The 17,621-nt window shown below is 63.9% G+C and carries 12 protein-coding genes and 1 pseudogene; 4 read left to right on the forward strand and 9 right to left on the reverse strand.

Annotated features, from left to right (window positions below; all coding sequences use genetic code 11):
* Nucleotides 1-3: 3 nt before the first annotated feature.
* Nucleotides 4-108, reverse strand: a pseudogene (locus OOZ51_RS04190) (carbohydrate ABC transporter permease); the annotation flags it as partial.
* A 558-nt stretch (nt 109-666) separates the two neighbouring features.
* Here OOZ51_RS04190 and OOZ51_RS04195 point away from each other — a divergent pair.
* From OOZ51_RS04195 to OOZ51_RS04205, 3 genes are read left to right on the forward strand one after another with little or no spacing between them, the layout of a single operon-like run.
* Complete coding sequence (locus OOZ51_RS04195; RefSeq protein WP_265977691.1) at nt 667-2,838, forward strand: amylo-alpha-1,6-glucosidase; 2,172 nt, start codon at nt 667-669, stop codon at nt 2,836-2,838.
* Entirely contained in the window at nt 2,839-3,861 is a 1,023-nt protein-coding gene (locus tag OOZ51_RS04200) for a glycosyltransferase (protein WP_265977692.1), read from the forward strand.
* Nucleotides 3,862-3,893: 32 nt separating this feature from the next.
* Complete coding sequence (locus tag OOZ51_RS04205) at nt 3,894-4,814, forward strand: phosphatase PAP2 family protein (protein WP_265977693.1); 921 nt, start codon at nt 3,894-3,896, stop codon at nt 4,812-4,814.
* 594 nt (nt 4,815-5,408) lie between these two features.
* Here OOZ51_RS04205 and OOZ51_RS04210 read toward each other — a convergent pair.
* The 8 genes from OOZ51_RS04210 to OOZ51_RS04245 form a co-directional block, all read right to left on the reverse strand.
* Complete coding sequence (locus OOZ51_RS04210) at nt 5,409-6,656, reverse strand: acyltransferase family protein (protein ID WP_265977695.1); 1,248 nt, start codon at nt 6,654-6,656, stop codon at nt 5,409-5,411.
* 156 nt (nt 6,657-6,812) lie between these two features.
* Nucleotides 6,813-8,033 carry an MFS transporter gene (locus OOZ51_RS04215; RefSeq protein ID WP_265977697.1) on the reverse strand — a complete coding sequence of 407 codons (1,221 nt, stop codon included), beginning with the start codon at nt 8,031-8,033 and terminating at the stop codon, nt 6,813-6,815.
* Between the two features lie 106 nt (nt 8,034-8,139).
* The gene (locus OOZ51_RS04220) at nt 8,140-9,093 is read right to left on the reverse strand and encodes a hypothetical protein (RefSeq protein WP_265977699.1); all 954 of its coding nucleotides are present in this window, start codon (nt 9,091-9,093) and stop codon (nt 8,140-8,142) included.
* Nucleotides 9,094-9,271: 178 nt separating this feature from the next.
* Nucleotides 9,272-10,150 carry a glycoside hydrolase family 25 domain-containing protein gene (locus OOZ51_RS04225; protein ID WP_265977701.1) on the reverse strand — a complete coding sequence of 293 codons (879 nt, stop codon included), beginning with the start codon at nt 10,148-10,150 and terminating at the stop codon, nt 9,272-9,274.
* A 345-nt stretch (nt 10,151-10,495) separates the two neighbouring features.
* The gene (locus OOZ51_RS04230; RefSeq protein WP_416346344.1) at nt 10,496-11,671 is read right to left on the reverse strand and encodes a MinD/ParA family ATP-binding protein; all 1,176 of its coding nucleotides are present in this window, start codon (nt 11,669-11,671) and stop codon (nt 10,496-10,498) included.
* A gap of 259 nt (nt 11,672-11,930) precedes the next feature.
* Nucleotides 11,931-12,524, reverse strand: coding sequence for a P-loop nucleotide/nucleoside kinase family protein (locus OOZ51_RS04235; protein ID WP_265977703.1), 594 nt, complete (start codon nt 12,522-12,524; stop codon nt 11,931-11,933).
* Nucleotides 12,525-12,642: 118 nt separating this feature from the next.
* Nucleotides 12,643-13,938: an MFS transporter gene (locus OOZ51_RS04240; protein WP_265977705.1), complete on the reverse strand. Its 1,296-nt coding sequence runs from the start codon at nt 13,936-13,938 to the stop codon at nt 12,643-12,645.
* Nucleotides 13,939-14,068: 130 nt separating this feature from the next.
* Nucleotides 14,069-14,716 (reverse strand): bifunctional 4-hydroxy-2-oxoglutarate aldolase/2-dehydro-3-deoxy-phosphogluconate aldolase, encoded by a 648-nt coding sequence (locus tag OOZ51_RS04245; RefSeq protein ID WP_265977707.1) that lies wholly within the window; start codon nt 14,714-14,716, stop codon nt 14,069-14,071.
* A gap of 265 nt (nt 14,717-14,981) precedes the next feature.
* Between OOZ51_RS04245 and OOZ51_RS04250 the strand changes: the two genes are divergently transcribed.
* Nucleotides 14,982-17,612 (forward strand): Ig-like domain-containing protein, encoded by a 2,631-nt coding sequence (locus OOZ51_RS04250; protein WP_265977708.1) that lies wholly within the window; start codon nt 14,982-14,984, stop codon nt 17,610-17,612.
* The last annotated feature ends 9 nt before the right edge of the window (nt 17,613-17,621 follow it).

A 17,621-nucleotide genomic window follows, 5' to 3' on the forward strand; every position in this document is an offset into this window, starting at 1 on the left:
GGGCTATTTGCCGGTGCCGGCGGTGAGTCCGTCACACAGGGCGCGCTGGCCGAACATGAACACCACCAGGGCAGGAATCATGGAGAGCATCACGCCCGCCAACACCACGTGTCGGACAAACCGATGCCGCGGCCCGGGATGTCCATGCCGGTCAACCGTGGCCATTGTTTCCTGCCATGCCCTTCCTTCCTAACACGTGTTAGGAAGTGTAAATCCACCACCTAACACGTGTCAAGCATCACATCCGTGTTAGGTGATGGTTCCCCAACGCTCCTGCAGATATCGCGCCCCACCCGACAAACCCTCCAGCACATATAGCGCCCAAAACCCCAACCCTCCGGCAGAAATCGCCCCCAATCCGCGGCAACAAGGGGTTAGAACTGAAGGAGCGTCAGTGGAAAACCCGCCATACGTGCAGGAGGGTCCACCAAAAACCCGCCAAACCTGCAGGAGGGTCCACCAAAAGGCCGCCACACGTGCGGGAGGGTTCACTTCCGAAGACGCGCAGAATACGCTGATGCAAGCTGCCCAGTTTTCCCGATCCCCATCCCCTGTTTCCAATCCCAGATCCAGTTCCCATCGCCTTCACTGGCCCTATCTCGTTCCCTACCCCATCACCACCCTCTCCTCTTCCTTCCCTTCTCTTCCCTACCTTGGAGCTCATCGATGACAGGTTGGAATGCCGAAAACCTTGCAGGTTCGGCGGGCGCAGGCGCCGTGACGCTGTTGGCGGGAACGTCCTTTTGCGTGTCCGCAGCCAACGGCGATATGGATCAGATACGCCCCCACGGAATGTTTTTCCGGGACACGCGGTTTGTGTCCAACTGGGTGCTGGCGGTGAACGGCCACGCCATCGAGGCCCTGGGCTCCCCGGTCCCGGAGCCCTATCGTGCTGATTTCATCGGCCGGGCGGCACGCACCGACGGCCTGGCAGACAGCCACCTGCTGATCGAACGCCGACGGAGCCTGTTCGGCGGAGTGCGCGAGGAAATCACGGTCAGGAACTTTTCCAACAAAGCCACTCGATGCACTGTTTCGCTAACGGTAAGCGCTGATTTTGCCGACATCTTCGAGGTCAAAGAAGGGCGGGCACGGCACGAGAGTGTGCATTTGGCGCAGGGCAGCAATGGGGCGTTGGTCCTTGAGTCCCAGCGGCAGGAGCGGCATGTCCTGGTCACTGTCGACGCCCCGAATGCCTTGGTTGACGGTGATGTCCTCAGCTATGACGTGGCCATTGCACCCCAAGGCCATTGGTCCACCAATGTGACTGCCACGCCAAGCATTGACGGGGTTGGCCCGGATGCCGACGCCTCTGTTTGGGGCAGCCAGCGTCCTTACGATGTCCCGGAAGAGAGATTGCAGGAGTGGCACGGCAAGGTTCCTCAAACGGAAGTGGCCAACCACGTCTTCGAAAAGGCGTTGGATCAAAGCAGGGCAGACCTCGGCTCGTTGCGGATCTTCGACCCCGACCATCCTGGACGCACCGTGGTGGCAGCAGGATCGCCTTGGTTCATGGCCCTCTTCGGCCGGGACTCGCTCCTGACTTCCTTCATGACCCTTCCCCTCGACCCCTCGCTGGCCTTGGGAACCCTGCAAACCCTCGCCGATCACCAAGGCCGCACCGTCAACCCGCTCAGCGAAGAGGAACCCGGCCGGATCCTGCATGAGGTCCGCCTGGGCGCCAGCACGGGCTTGGCCCTTGGGGGCGGGAGTGCCTACTACGGGTCGGTGGATGCCACTCCATTGTTCGTCACGCTTGCCGGGGAGCTCACCCGCTGGGGATTCCGCTCGGAGGTCACGGAATCCCTCCTGCCTGCGGTGGACCGGGCCTTGGATTGGATCCGAGACTACGGAGACGCCGACGGGGATGGCTTTGTGGAGTACTCGCGGGCCACGGACCAAGGCCTGTTCAACCAAGGCTGGAAGGATTCCGGGGACGGCATCAACTTCGCCGACGGCACTTTGGCCACCCCACCAACCGCGCTGTGCGAAGTCCAGGGCTATGTGTACACGGCCTATCTCAGCAGGGCACTCATGGCCCAAGAGGACGGAGATGCGAAGCTTGCCGCAGTGTGGGGTTCGCGGGCGGCCGAACTCAAGCGCAAGTTCAACGAGCAGTTCTGGCTTCCTGAACGCGGCTATTTCGCCATCGCCCTGGACCGCGACAAGCGGCCAGTAGATGCGTGCGCGTCAAATATGGGCCACTGCCTCTGGAGCGGAATCGTCGACGACGACAAGGCTCCCTTGGTCGCGGAACGGCTGATGTCGGACACCATGTTCACCGGGTGGGGTGTCCGGACGCTCGCCTCAGACATGGCAGCCTACAATCCTGCGAGCTACCACAACGGCTCGGTGTGGCCGCACGACAATGCCCTCATTGCCGGCGGCTTGATGCGGTACGGATTTGTGGAGGAGTCCCAGCGGATCGTCACGGGCCTCTTGGATGCGGCGGAGGCCTTTGGCGGGCGGCTGCCGGAATTGTTCTGCGGCTTGGACAGGAAAACCTACGGGATGCCCGTTCCGTATCCCTCGTCGTGTTCACCGCAGGCTTGGGCGGCCGCCACACCGGTTCACCTCCTCCGCGTGCTGCTCCGCTTCGATCCTTGCCTCACACACGGAGGCCTCTGGCTGGCGCCTGTGCTCCCCGAAGGCTTCGGGGACATCAAGATGCGGAACATTCCGCTGGCCGGATCCCGGATTTCCGTGGAGGTGGTCAACGGAAAAACACGGGTCATGGACCTACCTGAGAATATCGCGCTGCACCTCGAGGCCCGCAAGCCGCTTTCCGACCTGTTGGATGTCCACCATGTCACCGCTGGACCGCGGCGGGTGAAGTAGATGCGCATCGGATTGGTTGCCCCGCCCTGGATCCCCGTCCCACCGCCCGCTTACGGCGGCACCGAGTCGATCATCGATATCCTGGCGCGTGGCCTGTCCGCAGCCGGCCATGATGTGCTTCTGGCGGCGGCCTCCGGAAGCACATGTCCAGTGGAAAGAGTCCCGGGCCCTCCGCTCGCGGACGGATCCAGGATAGGGAACGGCACCGACGAACTTCGCCACAGCGTGTATGCCTTCGCGGCCATGGAGGATGTGGACCTCATCCACGACAACACGCTGGCCGGGCCGCTCTATAGGCATCGGCCAAGCGGAATTCCCCTCGTCGCAACGGCCCATCTCCCCTTTTCAACCGAAAACCATGACATCTACCAAGCAATGGCAACCGACACCGCGATCATTGCCATCTCGCAGCATCAAGCAGACACTGCCCCGGGAATCAAGGTACGGAGGGTCATTCACCACGGCATCAACACACAATCCGTCCCGCTCGGAACCGGCGACGGCGGCTACGCCAGCTTCCTTGGCCGGATGCACCCCGGCAAGGGCTTGCCGGAAGCAATAGAGGCCGCCAGACTGGCCCAGATTCCGCTCCGAATTGCGGCCAAGATGTACAGCGCGGAGGAACATGAGTATTACTCTGCGGTCATTGCTCCGTTGCTGGGGCCCGACGTCGAATACCTCGGCGAGCTGAACGCCGTGGACAAGTTCGTCCTCCTGGGCGGCTCCGTGGCTTTGCTGAATCCGATTCAGTGGGATGAGCCCTTCGGGATGGCCATGATCGAGGCCCTCGCTACCGGCACGCCAGTAGTGGCAACATTCCGAGGATCCGCCCCGGAGATCGTTTGTGAAGGCGTCACCGGCTACCTCGGTTCCACTCCCCCGGAACTCGCGTCCGCCCTCATTGCCGCCGCCACGTTGGACCGCGGCGAATGCCGCCGGGCCGCGGAAACCTATTTCGGCGCCGAAAGGATGGTTGCGGAACACCTGGAGCTCTATGAGGAGCTTCTCGCCGAGCAAAAGTGATCCTCCCAGCTAGATATGGCACCCTGAAGGGGATGAGTTTTCCTAGCACAGGCCGGCTGACGGCCACACAGAGGACCGCAAACAAGCGCTGGGCAGGCGCCGGAACGGGCTTCCTTTTCGTGCTGGCAACCTTGGCATGCGTGGCCGGATTCGTCGCCACCTACTATTTCTTCGTCCGCACCACAACGGGACAGTACATCGACGAATCCGCCCTGGTGGAAGCCGTGACCCTCAACGGCCCGGCCGAGCGGGCAACCACCAAGTTCCTCGATTGGTTGCCGGTCATTTCGGTGGCGATCGCCGCCGTCGTCGTCCTTTTCGTCACCATAGCGCGCCGGCGCTGGAAGGCCGCGGGCATTGCCCTGGCCGCTTGCGTGGCGGCAAACCTGGCCACGCAGGTCTTGAAGGATTGGTTCCCGGACAGGCCGTTCCGCGGGGTCGAGACCATCGAGCTGAATTCGCTGCCGTCCGGCCACACGACCCTGGCGGCCTCCGCGGCAGCCGCGGTGTTCCTGGTGGTCTCGCCGCGTTGGCGGCCCGTGGCCGGGTTCCTGGGCGGAACGTTCGCGGTGGCCGCCGGGGTGGCCACGCTGATCAACCAGTGGCACCGGCCCGCCGACGTCGTAGCGGCGTTCCTCCTGGTGGGAGCGGTCATGCTCCCGGCCGGTTGGCTGGTTCTGCGCACCGGGAATCGCTGGAACGTCCATGACGATCGCGGCGACCATTGGGCTTCCTCGCGTTTGTGGCTGTTGTTGTCGGCGCTGGCGGGCGTCGCGGCGGCGGCTGTTGCTGTGTACTCGCTGATCAAGATCGCCCCTGGTTTCGGCCAGGAAAGCAGCACCACCAACTACTTTTGGGCCGGGGCCGCGCTGATCGTCATCACCGGTTATCTGGCAACCGTCGCTGCCACCTGGCTTTTCGGACTGAGCGCCCGACGGCGGCCGTCGCCTTAGTTCCGGCCGTCGCCTTGAGCGCCCGACGCCGGCCGTCGTCGTGGTTTCCCCACTTTCGACCACTTTTGGCCGGTGTCGTTGTCCGGAATCCCCGTATTTCTGCGGATTCCGAAGCCGCGGCCCTGCCAAACGTGGGGAGATTCAGCGGGGTGGAAGGGGATCATTTGCCGTCGCCACAATGCCGTCGGCGTACCCTGAGGGCTATGGACTCCGAAGTCCTGAATCCCAGGCTCAGCACGGGAATCACGGTGCCGTGTCTCGTCCAGGGCGGCGTCGGTGCAAGGCCGCTGGTCCTATTGCATGCATGGGGTGAAGCCCGTCTAAGCTTTGACCGTCTTGTACCCCGTCTGACCGACTTCAGGGTTTACGCGCCCGACCTCCGGGCAGGGCGATGCGAACAGTGTGGGCACCCGGTCTTGTGGGAGTGTCCGGACCGGGTGGCAGAGGACGCGACGGCGTTCCTTGGTCCGGTCGGTGACTCAACGTTTGACCACTTTTGACCGGTATCGTCGTCCCGGATCCCTGTACTTCCGCGGAAATCGGGGCAACGGCCCGGCCAAGAATGGTCGGATCTTGACGTGTGGACCTAGAGGCTCAGCGCGGCCGCGGTACCAGCGCGCGCAGGCGGAGGCGGGCCGGTTCCTCGACATACTTGAACAGCAGGTGTGTGGCGAGGGCAATTCCGGCCAGGCAACCCGCCGCGAGCACGTTCGTGGCCACCGGACCCGCACCATTCGGCCAGTCCCTTTCCAGCCAGTAGTAGAGATAGATAAAGAACATGTGGACCAGGTACAGGCTGTAGGAGCTGTGTCCGCCATACTGCAGCCAGCGTGCGGACAGCATCGAGCGAAGCCAACCCTGGGTCAGGCTCAGGAGTGCGATCAGCAGCGGGAAGGCCAGCACGGCCAGCCGTCCGGGGCCCGGTTTTCCGGCCGTTGCCAGGAAGACGACGACGGCGGTTCCGGCCAGTACCGCGCCGGGCCCGGCGAGCGCGGAGTTGAAGTTCATTTGGTCCGCATTCCGGGCGGCGATACAGGCGAAGGCGCCGGAGAGGAAGCAGCAGGCGATCCGGAGCAGCCACTCGTACGGCTGATGCTCGCCGGCGGCGATTGGCAGGTCCTGGCCCCAAATGGCTGTCGGCAGCAGGACCGTCACTGAAGCGGCAAGCGCTGCCAGCGGATGCAGCCGGCGCAGCCGGAAGAGGACCAGCGCCAGCAGCGGGAACGCCAGATAAGCCAGCCATTCGGCGCTGACCGTCCAGCCCGGGCCGAACCAGCTGGCGCCGTCGGTGCCCGGTTGGAACCAGAGATGGACCATCAGTAGTTGCTTGGCCAGCCCCCACGGCGACAGGTCCGGGGCCCGGGTCTGCAGCGACCAGGTCCCCGCGGATTGCTCCTCGGTCCCATACGCGAACCACAGGCCCAGCACGCCCACCACCAGGGCGAACGCCGGCCACATCCGGGCGAACCGGGCCCAGACAAAGTCCGCGGCCGCACGCCAGCGGAACCGGGGGCCTAGACGGTCCAGGTAGGTGTAGGTGATGATGAAGCCGCTGAGCACAAAAAACACGTCCACGCCCAGGTCACCATTGGCAATGACCGGGCCGAGCAGCTCGTAGACGGGGGCAAGGAAAGTTTGCCGCATGGCCTGAAGATGGAAGAGCACCACCCACAGGGCCGCGACGAAACGCAGCGCGGTCAGCGTCCCGAGATCGGGCCTGGACTGCTGTGAATCGCTCGGCCGGGGAGCTCCTGCGCCATCCGGTCTGGTTTTCGCCGGGGCCGGATTCCCGGTGGGTTTCCGGGTAGTGGCGGGACGCGGAGGCGTGATGACTGAAACCATCCAGTCCACCATACCGGAGGCTCCTGACCGGAGTCTGGGAGTGGGCGGCAGGCCGCCTGGGTGCAGGATCTGCCCCACATTGCCGCTACGGGCTGACTCCGCAGCCCGCCATCAGGCAGCGTCCGACGCCGGCGCGTCCCGCCGTCGTCGGGCGCCTTAGTAGTTGCGGCGGTGCTTGAGCTTGGGGAGCGCGACGGCGAACACGGCTGCAGCGGCCACGCCCAGAACGCCTGTGGCCCAGACCCCCGCTGCAAGGGATACCGTGGCTGTGAGGGCCGAGAGCAGGACGGGTCCACCGGTGGAACCGGCGTCCGAGATGAACCGCCACAAGCCAAGGAATTGGCCGCGGCCCTTGTCCGGGGAAAAGTCGGCGCCGAGCGTCATGATGAGTCCCGAGCTGATGCCGTTGCCGAAACCGATCAGGAGCGAAGCCAGGAGCAATCCCGCAAACTCGGCCGATAGGGGCATCAGGAACAACGCCGCGCCCATGATGAGCGTGGACGGCACGGCAACCCACATCCGCCCCTTGCGGTCCATGAGTTTGCCGGCCGGGTAGAACACGAGCATGTCGATCGCGCCGGACAGGCCATAGATGAGTGAGGCGTGCGTTGCGTCCAGTCCCAGGTGGTCCGCCCATAGAGGGATGACCACTTGGCGGGAGGCCCGGAGTGCGCTGAGCAGGAGGATCCCGGTACCGATCGTGAGGAACACGCCCGCGTGGGAAGCCGCCACTCCCCGGAGGGTTGGCTCAGGTCCTTTGGGGCCGCCGTCGGGGTCGTCCGGCACTACGAGGTCCGGGATGGTGAGGGACAGCACCGCTGCGGCCGCCATGCCCACAACGCCGACCCAATACGCACCGCTGATGCCTGCGAACTGCATCACGGCCGCGCCGACGAACGGGCCGATGAACACGCCGATCCGGGTGACGCCGCCCAGCGTAGACAGGGCGCGGGCCCGGAAAATGACCGGGACGGCCTCGGTGAGGTACTTCTGGCGGGCCAGGTTGAAGACGCTCGTGGACATCCCCACCACGGTCATCGCCGCGGCAAGCAGCCAGATGCCGTTGTGGGCAAGGAGGGGCGCGAATCCGGCGGCCAGCAAAGCCAAGGCTCCGGCGGCACCCGCGCCTACGATTGCCCACCGCTCACCGAACTTGATGGTGATGAGCGACGCCGGCAGGTTGAAAAGCCAGGAGCCCAGCCCGATCAAGGTGACTACGAGTGCGGAAACGGCCACGGAGGCGCCAAGATCGCGGGCGGACAATGCCACTACGGGAAGCACCGCGCCTTCGCCTATGCAGAACAGCAGGGCGGGCCCGAAGGCGGGCAGGGCAATGCTGCGGAGATTGAAGGGTTGGATGGTGCTGGTGGTGGTCATCCCCTTTATCCTAGGACGCCCCTTCTATTGCGCTGCGCAAAATACCTATCGCACCCGGAATTCCGGCAGCGCCAGGCATTCTGCGCAGCGCGGGATACTTTGCGCGTCATAAGGCTCCTCGCGGACGACGCCGGGGCACCCCTGCCGTTGCCAGCTTCCGTTCGAACACGCCGGGAACCATGAGTTCTGCCCACACCCAACGGACGACGCCGCACCCCGTGGCGCGGATCCGGTCCTCACGCAGCTTCTCCTCGACCACGGCTTGAGCGGCAGTCCGTCCCTTCAGGAATTCCGGCTTCAGGTACTTGTCGATGCCGTCGAACTCCCCTGCCACCCGCACACCCTTCCAATAGAAGTCCGAATAGCCCACGAGGCCTGCTTCGTCGCGGAATTCACGTTGAAGGACAGGAGCCTCGAATCCGGCAGCGTGCATCAAAGCGCGGCTGTAGGTTTCCCCCGCCGATCCGGACAGGGGATCCGCGAAATCGACGGCCACTTGGATCCTCCGGATGGCCGCTGCCGTGTAGATTCCATCCACTCTTGCCAGCAGCGTCTCTTTCGAGATGGCGGGCAGTCCCCGTTTCCGATCGTCTTTGAGCACGTGGTCCAAGGGAGCGATGGATTCGACGAACGGGGTAAAAGCGGCCAGATCCAAGACCGTGCGCACCCTGTCCGTCACCAATAGTCCCTCTCTGCGACGCACCGTGAGGCTGGTGGGGTCCGCGTAGTGGCGGGATATCCCGGCACGCGAGCGGCCGCCGTCGTTCTTCAAGGTCACAGCCTGCACCGGATGATGCACGCCTATGGTGGGGATCCCCCAGACCGACGCTGCCGAGTGCCTGGCGAATATGGTCCGTGCGATGGAAGTTTCGGCTGCGGCGCTGACCCGGACACGGTATTGTTCCCACGGTTTCAGCGCGGCCCACGCGGCGCCGTCCACATACACTCCTTGGCGCACACGATGCAGGGTACCCGCCTTGGCAGCCCGGGCGAGTTCCTTGAGAGTGATTCCGTGAAAAAGGTGATCTCGGCTGAGGATCAAACGGGGCAAGTGGGTCATGCATGAGAAACTGCCACGTGGACTGCGGCCCGCGGCAGCACCGAATTCCTCCATGTGGACAACTCCGCGGAAACAATCCCGACGCGCCCCGTGCCCTCCGACACCGTGTTTTCCTGACGCCCCCGGATTTCCCGCTGCGTCAGGAATTTAGCGCCGCGCAGGGCAAGAAGCGCCGCGCCTACTTGAGGAAGCTGGCGCTGAAGGAGTTCAGGTCTACGTTGATGCCATTCAGGGTGTGCTCGAACTTCTGCTGGATTCCCACGCGCATGGTCCTGGCCGTGTTCCAGCCGCCGTACTGCACCGGGGCTGGAGCCAGGTAGTTCGCGGTCCAGCTGGCGTAGTTGATGTTGCTCGCGTTGGTATCCCACAGGGGTACGTCCGCGAACGCGGTGGAGTTGTTCATCAACCCGGGCCACATGCCGCTTCCGCTGTAGATCACGGGACGAACGCCCAGGCTGCGCACGCCATCCACCATGGCACGCGTCACGGGCGAACTCCCGGGCTCGACGTCCAGGGCGAAGAACTGCAACTGGGACATGTATGGGCCCGCGGCTTTGATGCCGCCTTCCCAGCACGATGCGTCACGCGTGTAGACCGCGATCTTGAGGCCGGCGTCGAGCGCCATCTTCAATTGGACCTGGGTCTGTTGCCACGGGGTGCACGTGCCCCAAACGGTTGAGTGCATCACGTAGAGACGGAAGCCCTCGGCGTAGGCCTGACGGAACCAGGCGGGGTCGGTGATGGCCGCGGTGGTGTCGAGCACCTTCACGGAGCCGTTCGGGGCAGCTTGGGGCACGACGACGGCGGGCGCCGCTGCGGCGGCAGGTTGCGGAACGGCGGGAGGTGCTGGAGCTGCTGCCGGAGCGGGAACCGCAGCCGGAGTGGCGACCGGGGCGACCTGGGCGGCGGGCGCGGCGTTCGCGATGGGTGCGGGGCCGGCGTCGGGCGCTGGGTTGGTGGAACGGCCGGCAATGGGGGCGGGGACGGTGGCTGAGGCACTGGTCAGTCCGACGAGGAGCAATGCAGCGAACGCGAAAGCTAGGTTCTTTGGAATCAAAATGAGGCTCCTGGGTGCTGGCCGCGAGTTCAGAAACGGGCGCAGCGAATTGTCACAAAAGTGAAAGATGGGGGTGCACCATGGCCGGGCCCAGTTCCCGGTCATGGCGAGGACGCCCCGCAATACGGAAGACGTCCGCCACCAACTTTAGGAAAGTCTGGGCAGAAGCGACAATTTGCAATCCAGGTAGCAGTCGAGTATGAAGCCGAGCAGGCCAGGTAGTAAATAGAGTGGACGGGCCAACGCGCGCTGCGACGCACTTTTCGTCCTGCGCGCACGAAATTCGCGTAGCGTCAGTGCGGAAGCGCAGCGCCGGGAAAATTACGCCGCGAAATGCAGGAGCCGCTACACGTACCCGTCCACGATCGCGGCCGCGATCTCTTTGTACGCGCGGCGGGTATCGGGGCGCAGGACGTCCAGGGTGACCAGGTCGCCGTCGGCCACTCCCCTGTCGTGCGGGACGGCAATCAACTGGCGGCAGATCCCGGAGAGGTGTTCCTCGATGGCGTCCTTGTCCACGCGGGACGAGACTTCGTCCTTGTCCGTGATGACCACGATCGCGTTGCGGGCCAGGTCCTCGTAGCCGTGGCTCGCAAGCCACTGGAGGGTGCTGCGGGCGCGTTTGGCACCGCTCACCGCATAGCCGGCCGCAATGATCAGGTTGTCGGCCGATTGGAGGATGCCGCTCATCGCGTTGTGCGTGACGCCGGTGCCGCAATCGGTCAGGGCAATGGAGTAGTAGCCCGAGATCAGCTGGCGGATGCGCAGGTACTCCTCGGCGGTGAGTGAATCCGAGACTTCCGGGTCCTGTTCGCCGGCGATCAGGTGCAATCGGCCCGCGTGGTGCATATACCGGGCAAGCGCCGTCAGCGAATCGACGTTGTCGACGTTCTGGAGCAAGTCCGTGATGGTGCGCGGAGTGGCCTTCTGGTAAATGCCTTCACCCAGGGCGCGCTCTACGAGGTCGCCGGAATCCGGGTTGGCGTCGATGGCGCAGGGCGGGTCGCCGCGGAACTCCGCGAGGGTGAGGCCCACGCCTACCGTGGTGGAAGTCTTGCCGATGCCACCTTTGAGGCTCAGGACGGCGGTGTTGTAGCTGCCTTGGAGCTGCCGGGAAATGCGCCGCGCCAGTTCGTCTTCCTCACGCTGCTTGGCACTCGGGCCGAGGTTCCAGGCGCCACCGGTGAGCTTGTAGAGCATGCCGCGAAAGCCGCCTATGGGGCGCGGCTTCTGTTCCCTCACGAAGGACCCGGGCGACGAGATGAAGTCGGAAATCGGAGCATTCGCAGCCGCGGTGCGTCCGGCCCGCCCAGCTGTTGGAGACGGAGCCCCGGACGACGGAGCCCCCGACGCCGGTGCTGCCGCCGTCGGGCGCTCGAAGCCGGGTTCTTCACGGCTGGAGTCTTCACTGACCGGTTCCGCCTCGATGAACGCGTCGGCGGCGGCTGCCGCTTCAGCCCAGGATCTGCTTTGAAGCGGGGCAGCGGTTGCTACGGAATCGTTCGGCGTAATGATCGGCATAGTTCCTGTCCAGGCGTCGTCGTCACCCTCTGCGCGGCGGCGATCGCGGCGTCGCCGAAGTTCCGGCTGCCCTTCGCTTGATGCAGCGGCGCTCGCTTCGTTTTCCACAGAATCCGGCATGGTCTTGTCCCCTAGGACTCGCAGCGTTATGCGCCGCGGCTCTCGTTTAGATTGCTTCAACCAACAATTCTAGGTGGAGACCGTCACAAACCCGTCATGGCAGGCGTGCCTCGGAAGCTGGAAGGCCCTGTAACGGCAGTCAGGCAGGTGCGTCAGCCGGCGGAACGTCGGCGCCGAATGCAATGTCGAGAAGCTCGACGTCGATCGCGTCGCCGCTGTTGTCGAGGTCGACGTGGCGGGCAGCTTTCCACTCGCAGGCGTTGGCCTGGGACGCGGCCCAGAATTGCTCCCAGTTGTTGAGTTTCCACTCGTCGCGCTCATACCCCCGGGCCACAAGGCGCGCCCTGACGGCCTCGCCATCGGTTCGAACATGCACCACGATCAGCTCGGCCTCAGGCCATTGGTGCTCCCGCCGGGCGTCGATGAGGTAGTCCGGATCGACGAAGAACTTGCCAAAAGGCGCGTCCAGGACCACGGAGCGGCCGATGCTCAGGTTGTCACGGGTGAGGTCCAAAATGGACGCGTACTCCAGCGGCAGGATGGCTTGCTGGTAGAACTCGTTGTTGTCCCGCTCGTTCGGATCGGAACCGTTGAGCGTCAGCAGCAGCTCCGTGAATCGCTTGGTGGCCGTGTCCTTGTCGATGTAAGCGGCGCCGTAGTGTTCGGCGAGGAGCTTGCTGACGCTCGACTTGCCGGAGCCCGCCGGCCCGATCACGAAAAATACCTGCGGCATGGTTGTCTTCAACTGTCTGTTCTGCATTGAACCCTGGATATTGAACGCTGGATCAAATTCTTTCAACAAAGGGCTGTGGCGGGTGGGCTTTGTTGCCGTCCCCGCCACAGCGCTGAGACTAGGCCGTAACGGTGGCCCGACGGTCCTTGACGAAGAAGCCGTAGGAGAGTGCACCCACCACTAGCAGGACTCCGCCGATCAGGAAGACGAAGGTGTAGTTTCCACCGGTCTCGGTAAGGATGAAGCCCGTGACGATCGGGGCGAGTGCCGCACCGAGGAAGCCGCCGAAGTTCTGGATGGCGCCCAAGGATGCAACCTGGGTGGGTTCTGCGATGTCCGCGGCCAGCGTCCAGAGGACACCGATCGGCACCTGGGCGGCGAAGTAACCGACAGAGAGCAGGACGATAGCCAGTGCGGAGTTGTCAACGTAGGCAACGGGCAGGACGGCTGCGGCTGCGAGGAGTGCGCCTCCGACGATCGGGAGCTTGCGGGCGGTGACGGTAGGAATACCGCGGCGGATGGCCCTGCTGGAGATCACGCCGCCAGTCAGCACGCCGATGATGCCGCAGAGGAACGGAAGGGCTGCGAGCCATCCACTCTGGCTGAGGCTGAAGCCACGGGCGGTCTGCAGGTAGCTCGGGAGCCAGGTGAGGTAGACCCACACCGTGTAGAAGATGCCGAATGCGCCCAGAACCATGAACCAGGTGTTCTTCTGCTTGAGCAGTTCGCCCCAGCCGGCTTGCTTTTCCTTTGGCTTGGACTGCTCTTCGAACTCGGCACCCTTGATGAGGAACTGTTCCTTGAGCGTGGGGTCACGGTAGACGCGGAGCCATACGAGGGCGATGATCACGCCGAGTGCGCCGATGACGATGAACATGCCGCGCCAGGTCATGGTCAGCAAGAGGAAGGTCAGCAGCGGCGGGGCAATCGCGTTGGCAATCTGCGAGCCGGTGTTGACGATCGAGACCGGGAGGGCGCGCTCTGTCTTGTTGAACCAGCGGTCGGCGACCTTCAGCCCGGAGGTGAAGAACGGGGATTCGGAGATACCGAGTGCCACGCGGGCGGCGTACAGGAAGCCGAAGGAGTTGGCGAGGGAGGAGAGCATCGAGATGATGGACCAGAGCCCGGCCGCCCAGGCGAACATGCGCTTGGGACCGTATTTGTCCACGAGGTAGCCGGCCGGCAGGTTGGCGATGGCGTAGGGCCACGAGAATGCCGAGAGCAACAGTCCCATCTGGAGCGCATTGAGGCCGAATTCCTTGGCAATCGTGGTGTTCGCGATGCTGAGGTTGTTTCGGTCGAGGTAGTTCACGATCCCGCCGATGACCAGCAGGGCTACCAGGTACCACCTGATTCTCACGCGATGCAGGGGCTTGGTGTCCGCGGTATCAATATCTGCTGATGCTTGGCTCATGCAGCTCACTCCTTTGTGTTCTGACCGACGGTCTTTGTCGGGTTGTGCTTTCGCCGGCTCCTGCCGGGTTTTGTTTGCCGGCCGGTGCCGGACTCCGGCTCGCGCCGGGTTTTTGGATCGCGGGGTTCGGCTAGCGCCGGGCTTCGTCGATCGCTGCGAGGAAGGTCTGTGCAGCGCGGGCAACGAGTCCGTAGTCGCCGTCGTTCCGGGCCGCCTTTGTCACAAAACTTCCCACGCCGACGGCGGTCACACCGGCGTCGAACCAGGCGCCGACATTCGCGGGGGTCACTCCGCCGGAAGGCATGATGGGTGCCTGCGGCAAGGGTGCCAGGATGGTCTTGACGTATGAAGGCCCACCGAGTTCAGCGGGGAACAGCTTGATGATGTCCGCCCCGGCTTCCAGGGTGTTGACGACCTCCGTGGGGGTGAACGCTCCGCTGGCAGTGACGGCTTGGTAGCGGTTTCCGGCAGCGATCATCTTCGGGTTGAACTGCGGGCTGACCAGCAACCGCGCGCCCGCAGAGATGCTTGCGAAGGCAGCCTCTGCGTCGAGCACGGTACCGGCACCGATCACGATGCCTTGGTCCCCGTATTTGTCGGCAAGCCGCTCGATGACTCCCAGGGCGCCGGGAACAGTCAACGGGACCTCCACTGCACGGATGCCGCCCTCGATGGCAGCTTCAGATACGCGGTAGGCCTCGTCGGCACTGTCCAGGCGGGCAATCAGCAAGGCGCCGGTGCGGACGATGGTCTCTAGTACTTCGAATTTTGTTAACATTGATTAAGAGATTACCCCAAATATTCACAAATCGGAACAGTCTGTGAAAACTTGTTAAGCGGGTTTGTCGGCGCGCGAAGGAACCTCAATTAACGGGTAGTCACTACTCGCGCCCTGGCAACCTCTCATCGAATATGCTCTGCGCGAGACTGTCGACCGTCGGTCGCGGTCGGAATTGAGTCGGAATTGAGCGGCGCGTTTTCGCTACGTGCCGCGATCAGGGCCTTGTCGACACTTGCGACGCTTCAATCAGGGGACGAATGCCATGCGAAAAGATCCACGCCTCGGTCTTGTGCTCACCGCCACCATTGCTTTGGTTTGGGGACTCATGGTCGGTGCGCCCGGCCCGGCCACGGCGGCAACACTTACTCCGCCGGACATGAAGATCCAGGTACCTACCAACCTCATCTCCATCGGGCTTGACCCTACCAGCGGCCATCCGATGCTCCGCTTCACGCACATCACCTGGGACGCAGGAACGGGTCCCTTTGAAATCGACCCTACCTACAATTCCGCCACCGGAACCGCCACCTTCATCCAGTCCCTCTACAACAGCCCAAGCCCGGGAGTCTGGTCACTTGACCACACCGTTCCGGTGGCCGCCACCGGGGTCTTCAGCGCGTCGGGCGATTATCAGTTCCCGCTCACCAGATTCACGCTGAACTCCATCAATGCGGACGGCTCAATCGGGGCGGCAGTAGCCACCAGCCCGAAGACCGATTACTGCATCACTGCCAACACCAGAGTCGGCACGGTTCCTAACACTCCGTCAAACACGTTCATACCGCAATCGAACTGCACCGATCCAACCAAGCCGCTTGGCTGGTCCGTGGGCTGGGGAGATCAGTATGACCAGACCGACCCAGGACAACCAATTGATCTGAGCGGCATTACCAACGGAACTTATATTCTGCGGGCTGTAGCCGACCCCTTACATGTTCTGACGGAAAGCGATGCCACGAACAACGTCACGGACACCGTGCTGGCCATCAACGGGACCAGCGTGAGTGTCGTTTCCCAGAGCAACCCGAAGGTTGTTCCCCCGAGCGTTTCGGTGACCAGCCCTTTGCCCGGGGCCTCGGTATCCGGGACGGTGACCGTCTCAGCCAACGCCGCCGCCACGTCACCCGCCACGGTCTCCACGGTCCAGTTCCTCCTTGACGGCCAGCCGCTGGGCGCTCCCGTGACCGCCTCGCCCTACACCTATTCCTGGACCGTGGGCAATACGCCACCCGGGACGCACTATCTCAGTGCGCGGGCCACTGACACCGCGGGGAACACCAACACCGCAGCAGTGGTCCCGGTCTCGGTGCCGAGTTCGTCCACGGGGCTGGCCGTTGACCAAAGCATCCAGGCACGGGGATCCGGGCCAGTGACAACGGCAGCCTTCTCCACAGCGACAAGCGGAGAAACGCTGATTGCGGAAGTTTCCTCCGATGGGGCCTCCACGGGCGGACAAACAGCGACCGTCAGCGGGGCCGGACTGGCCTGGAGCCTGGTCAGGCGAAGCAATTCCGTGCACGGCGACGCCGAAATCTGGAGTGCGATAGCCACAACGGCACTGACCGGGGTCACGGTAACGTCAACCCCCGGCCAGTCCGGTTACAGTCAGCAGCTCACCGTGCAAAGCTTCATGAATTCAGGGGGAATCGGCGCGTCAGGTTCAGCCGCGGTCGCGTCCGGACCGCCCTCGGTGAGTTTCGCATCGAAATCCGCCGGGTCACTGACCTACGCTGTCGGCCAGGACTGGGACAGCGCAACTGCCCGTACTCTCGCTTCCGGACAGCAGATGGTCGCTCAATGGCTCAACACCACAACCGGGGATACCTTCTGGCTGCAGACAACCACGGCCCTGACCACGGCGGCCGGGCAGACCGTCACACTGAGCGACACCGCACCGACGGCAGATGAGTGGAACATGGCCGGCGTTGAAATCATTCCCGGGGCGTCCAGTCCGCCACCGCCGGACATGACCCCTCCGACCGTCCAGATCACGAACCCGACGGCGGGCCAGACCGTGTCCGGCACCATCACGGTAGCCGCCAATGCCACGGACAATGTCGCGGTCTCCTCAGTCCAGTTCCTGCTCGATAGCCAACCGCTGGGCAGTCCTGTCACGGCGTCGCCCTATGTGACCAGCTGGAATACAACCACAGCCATCAACGGTGCGCACACTTTGTCAGCGAAGGCGACGGATCCCAGCGGAAATATCGGCACCGCCCCTGCCATCACCGTTACGGTCCAGAACCCGGCACCGCCGATGATCTGTTTCGTCCTGCAGGCCAACGTGAATGCACGGGGAACGGGCACCGTCCAGACGCCCGGCTTCAGTACGGTGGTGGCCGGCGAGGTGCTGCTGGCATTCGTTTCCATGGACGGCCCCAGCGGGGCGGGCAACCAGTCAGCAACAGTGTCAGGTGCCGGCCTGACGTGGAAGCTGGTTGGGCGCGCCAACTCCCAATCCGGGGATGCCGAAATCTGGTCCGCCACGGCCAGCACAGTACTCAACAAGGTCACCGTGAAATCAGCACCCACGAAGACCGGTTACGCCCAGGACCTGACCGTTGTCGCCTATGAAGGCGCGGCCGGAACAGGGGCAGTCTCCACCGGTAGCGCAGCCAGCCGGGCCCCGGGTCTGACCGTAACAACAACCTCGGCGACGTCGCTCGTCTTCGCCGTCGGTCATGACTGGGACAACGCCACCGCCAGGACCCTTCCCACCGGCTTCGCCATGCTGGATCAATGGGTTGACCCCACACACGGCGACACCTCCTGGAGTGAATACACCAACCAGTCAACAGGGGCCGCAGGTACCCAGGTGAAAATCGGGGCAACGGCGCCAACAACAGACCAATGGAACATGACGGCCGTGGAACTGCGCAACTCTGGATCTTGAACCGCAACA

It is taken from the genome of Arthrobacter rhizophilus, from assembly GCF_026241105.1.
In the GTDB taxonomy this organism is placed as follows: Bacteria; Actinomycetota; Actinomycetes; order Actinomycetales; family Micrococcaceae; genus Arthrobacter.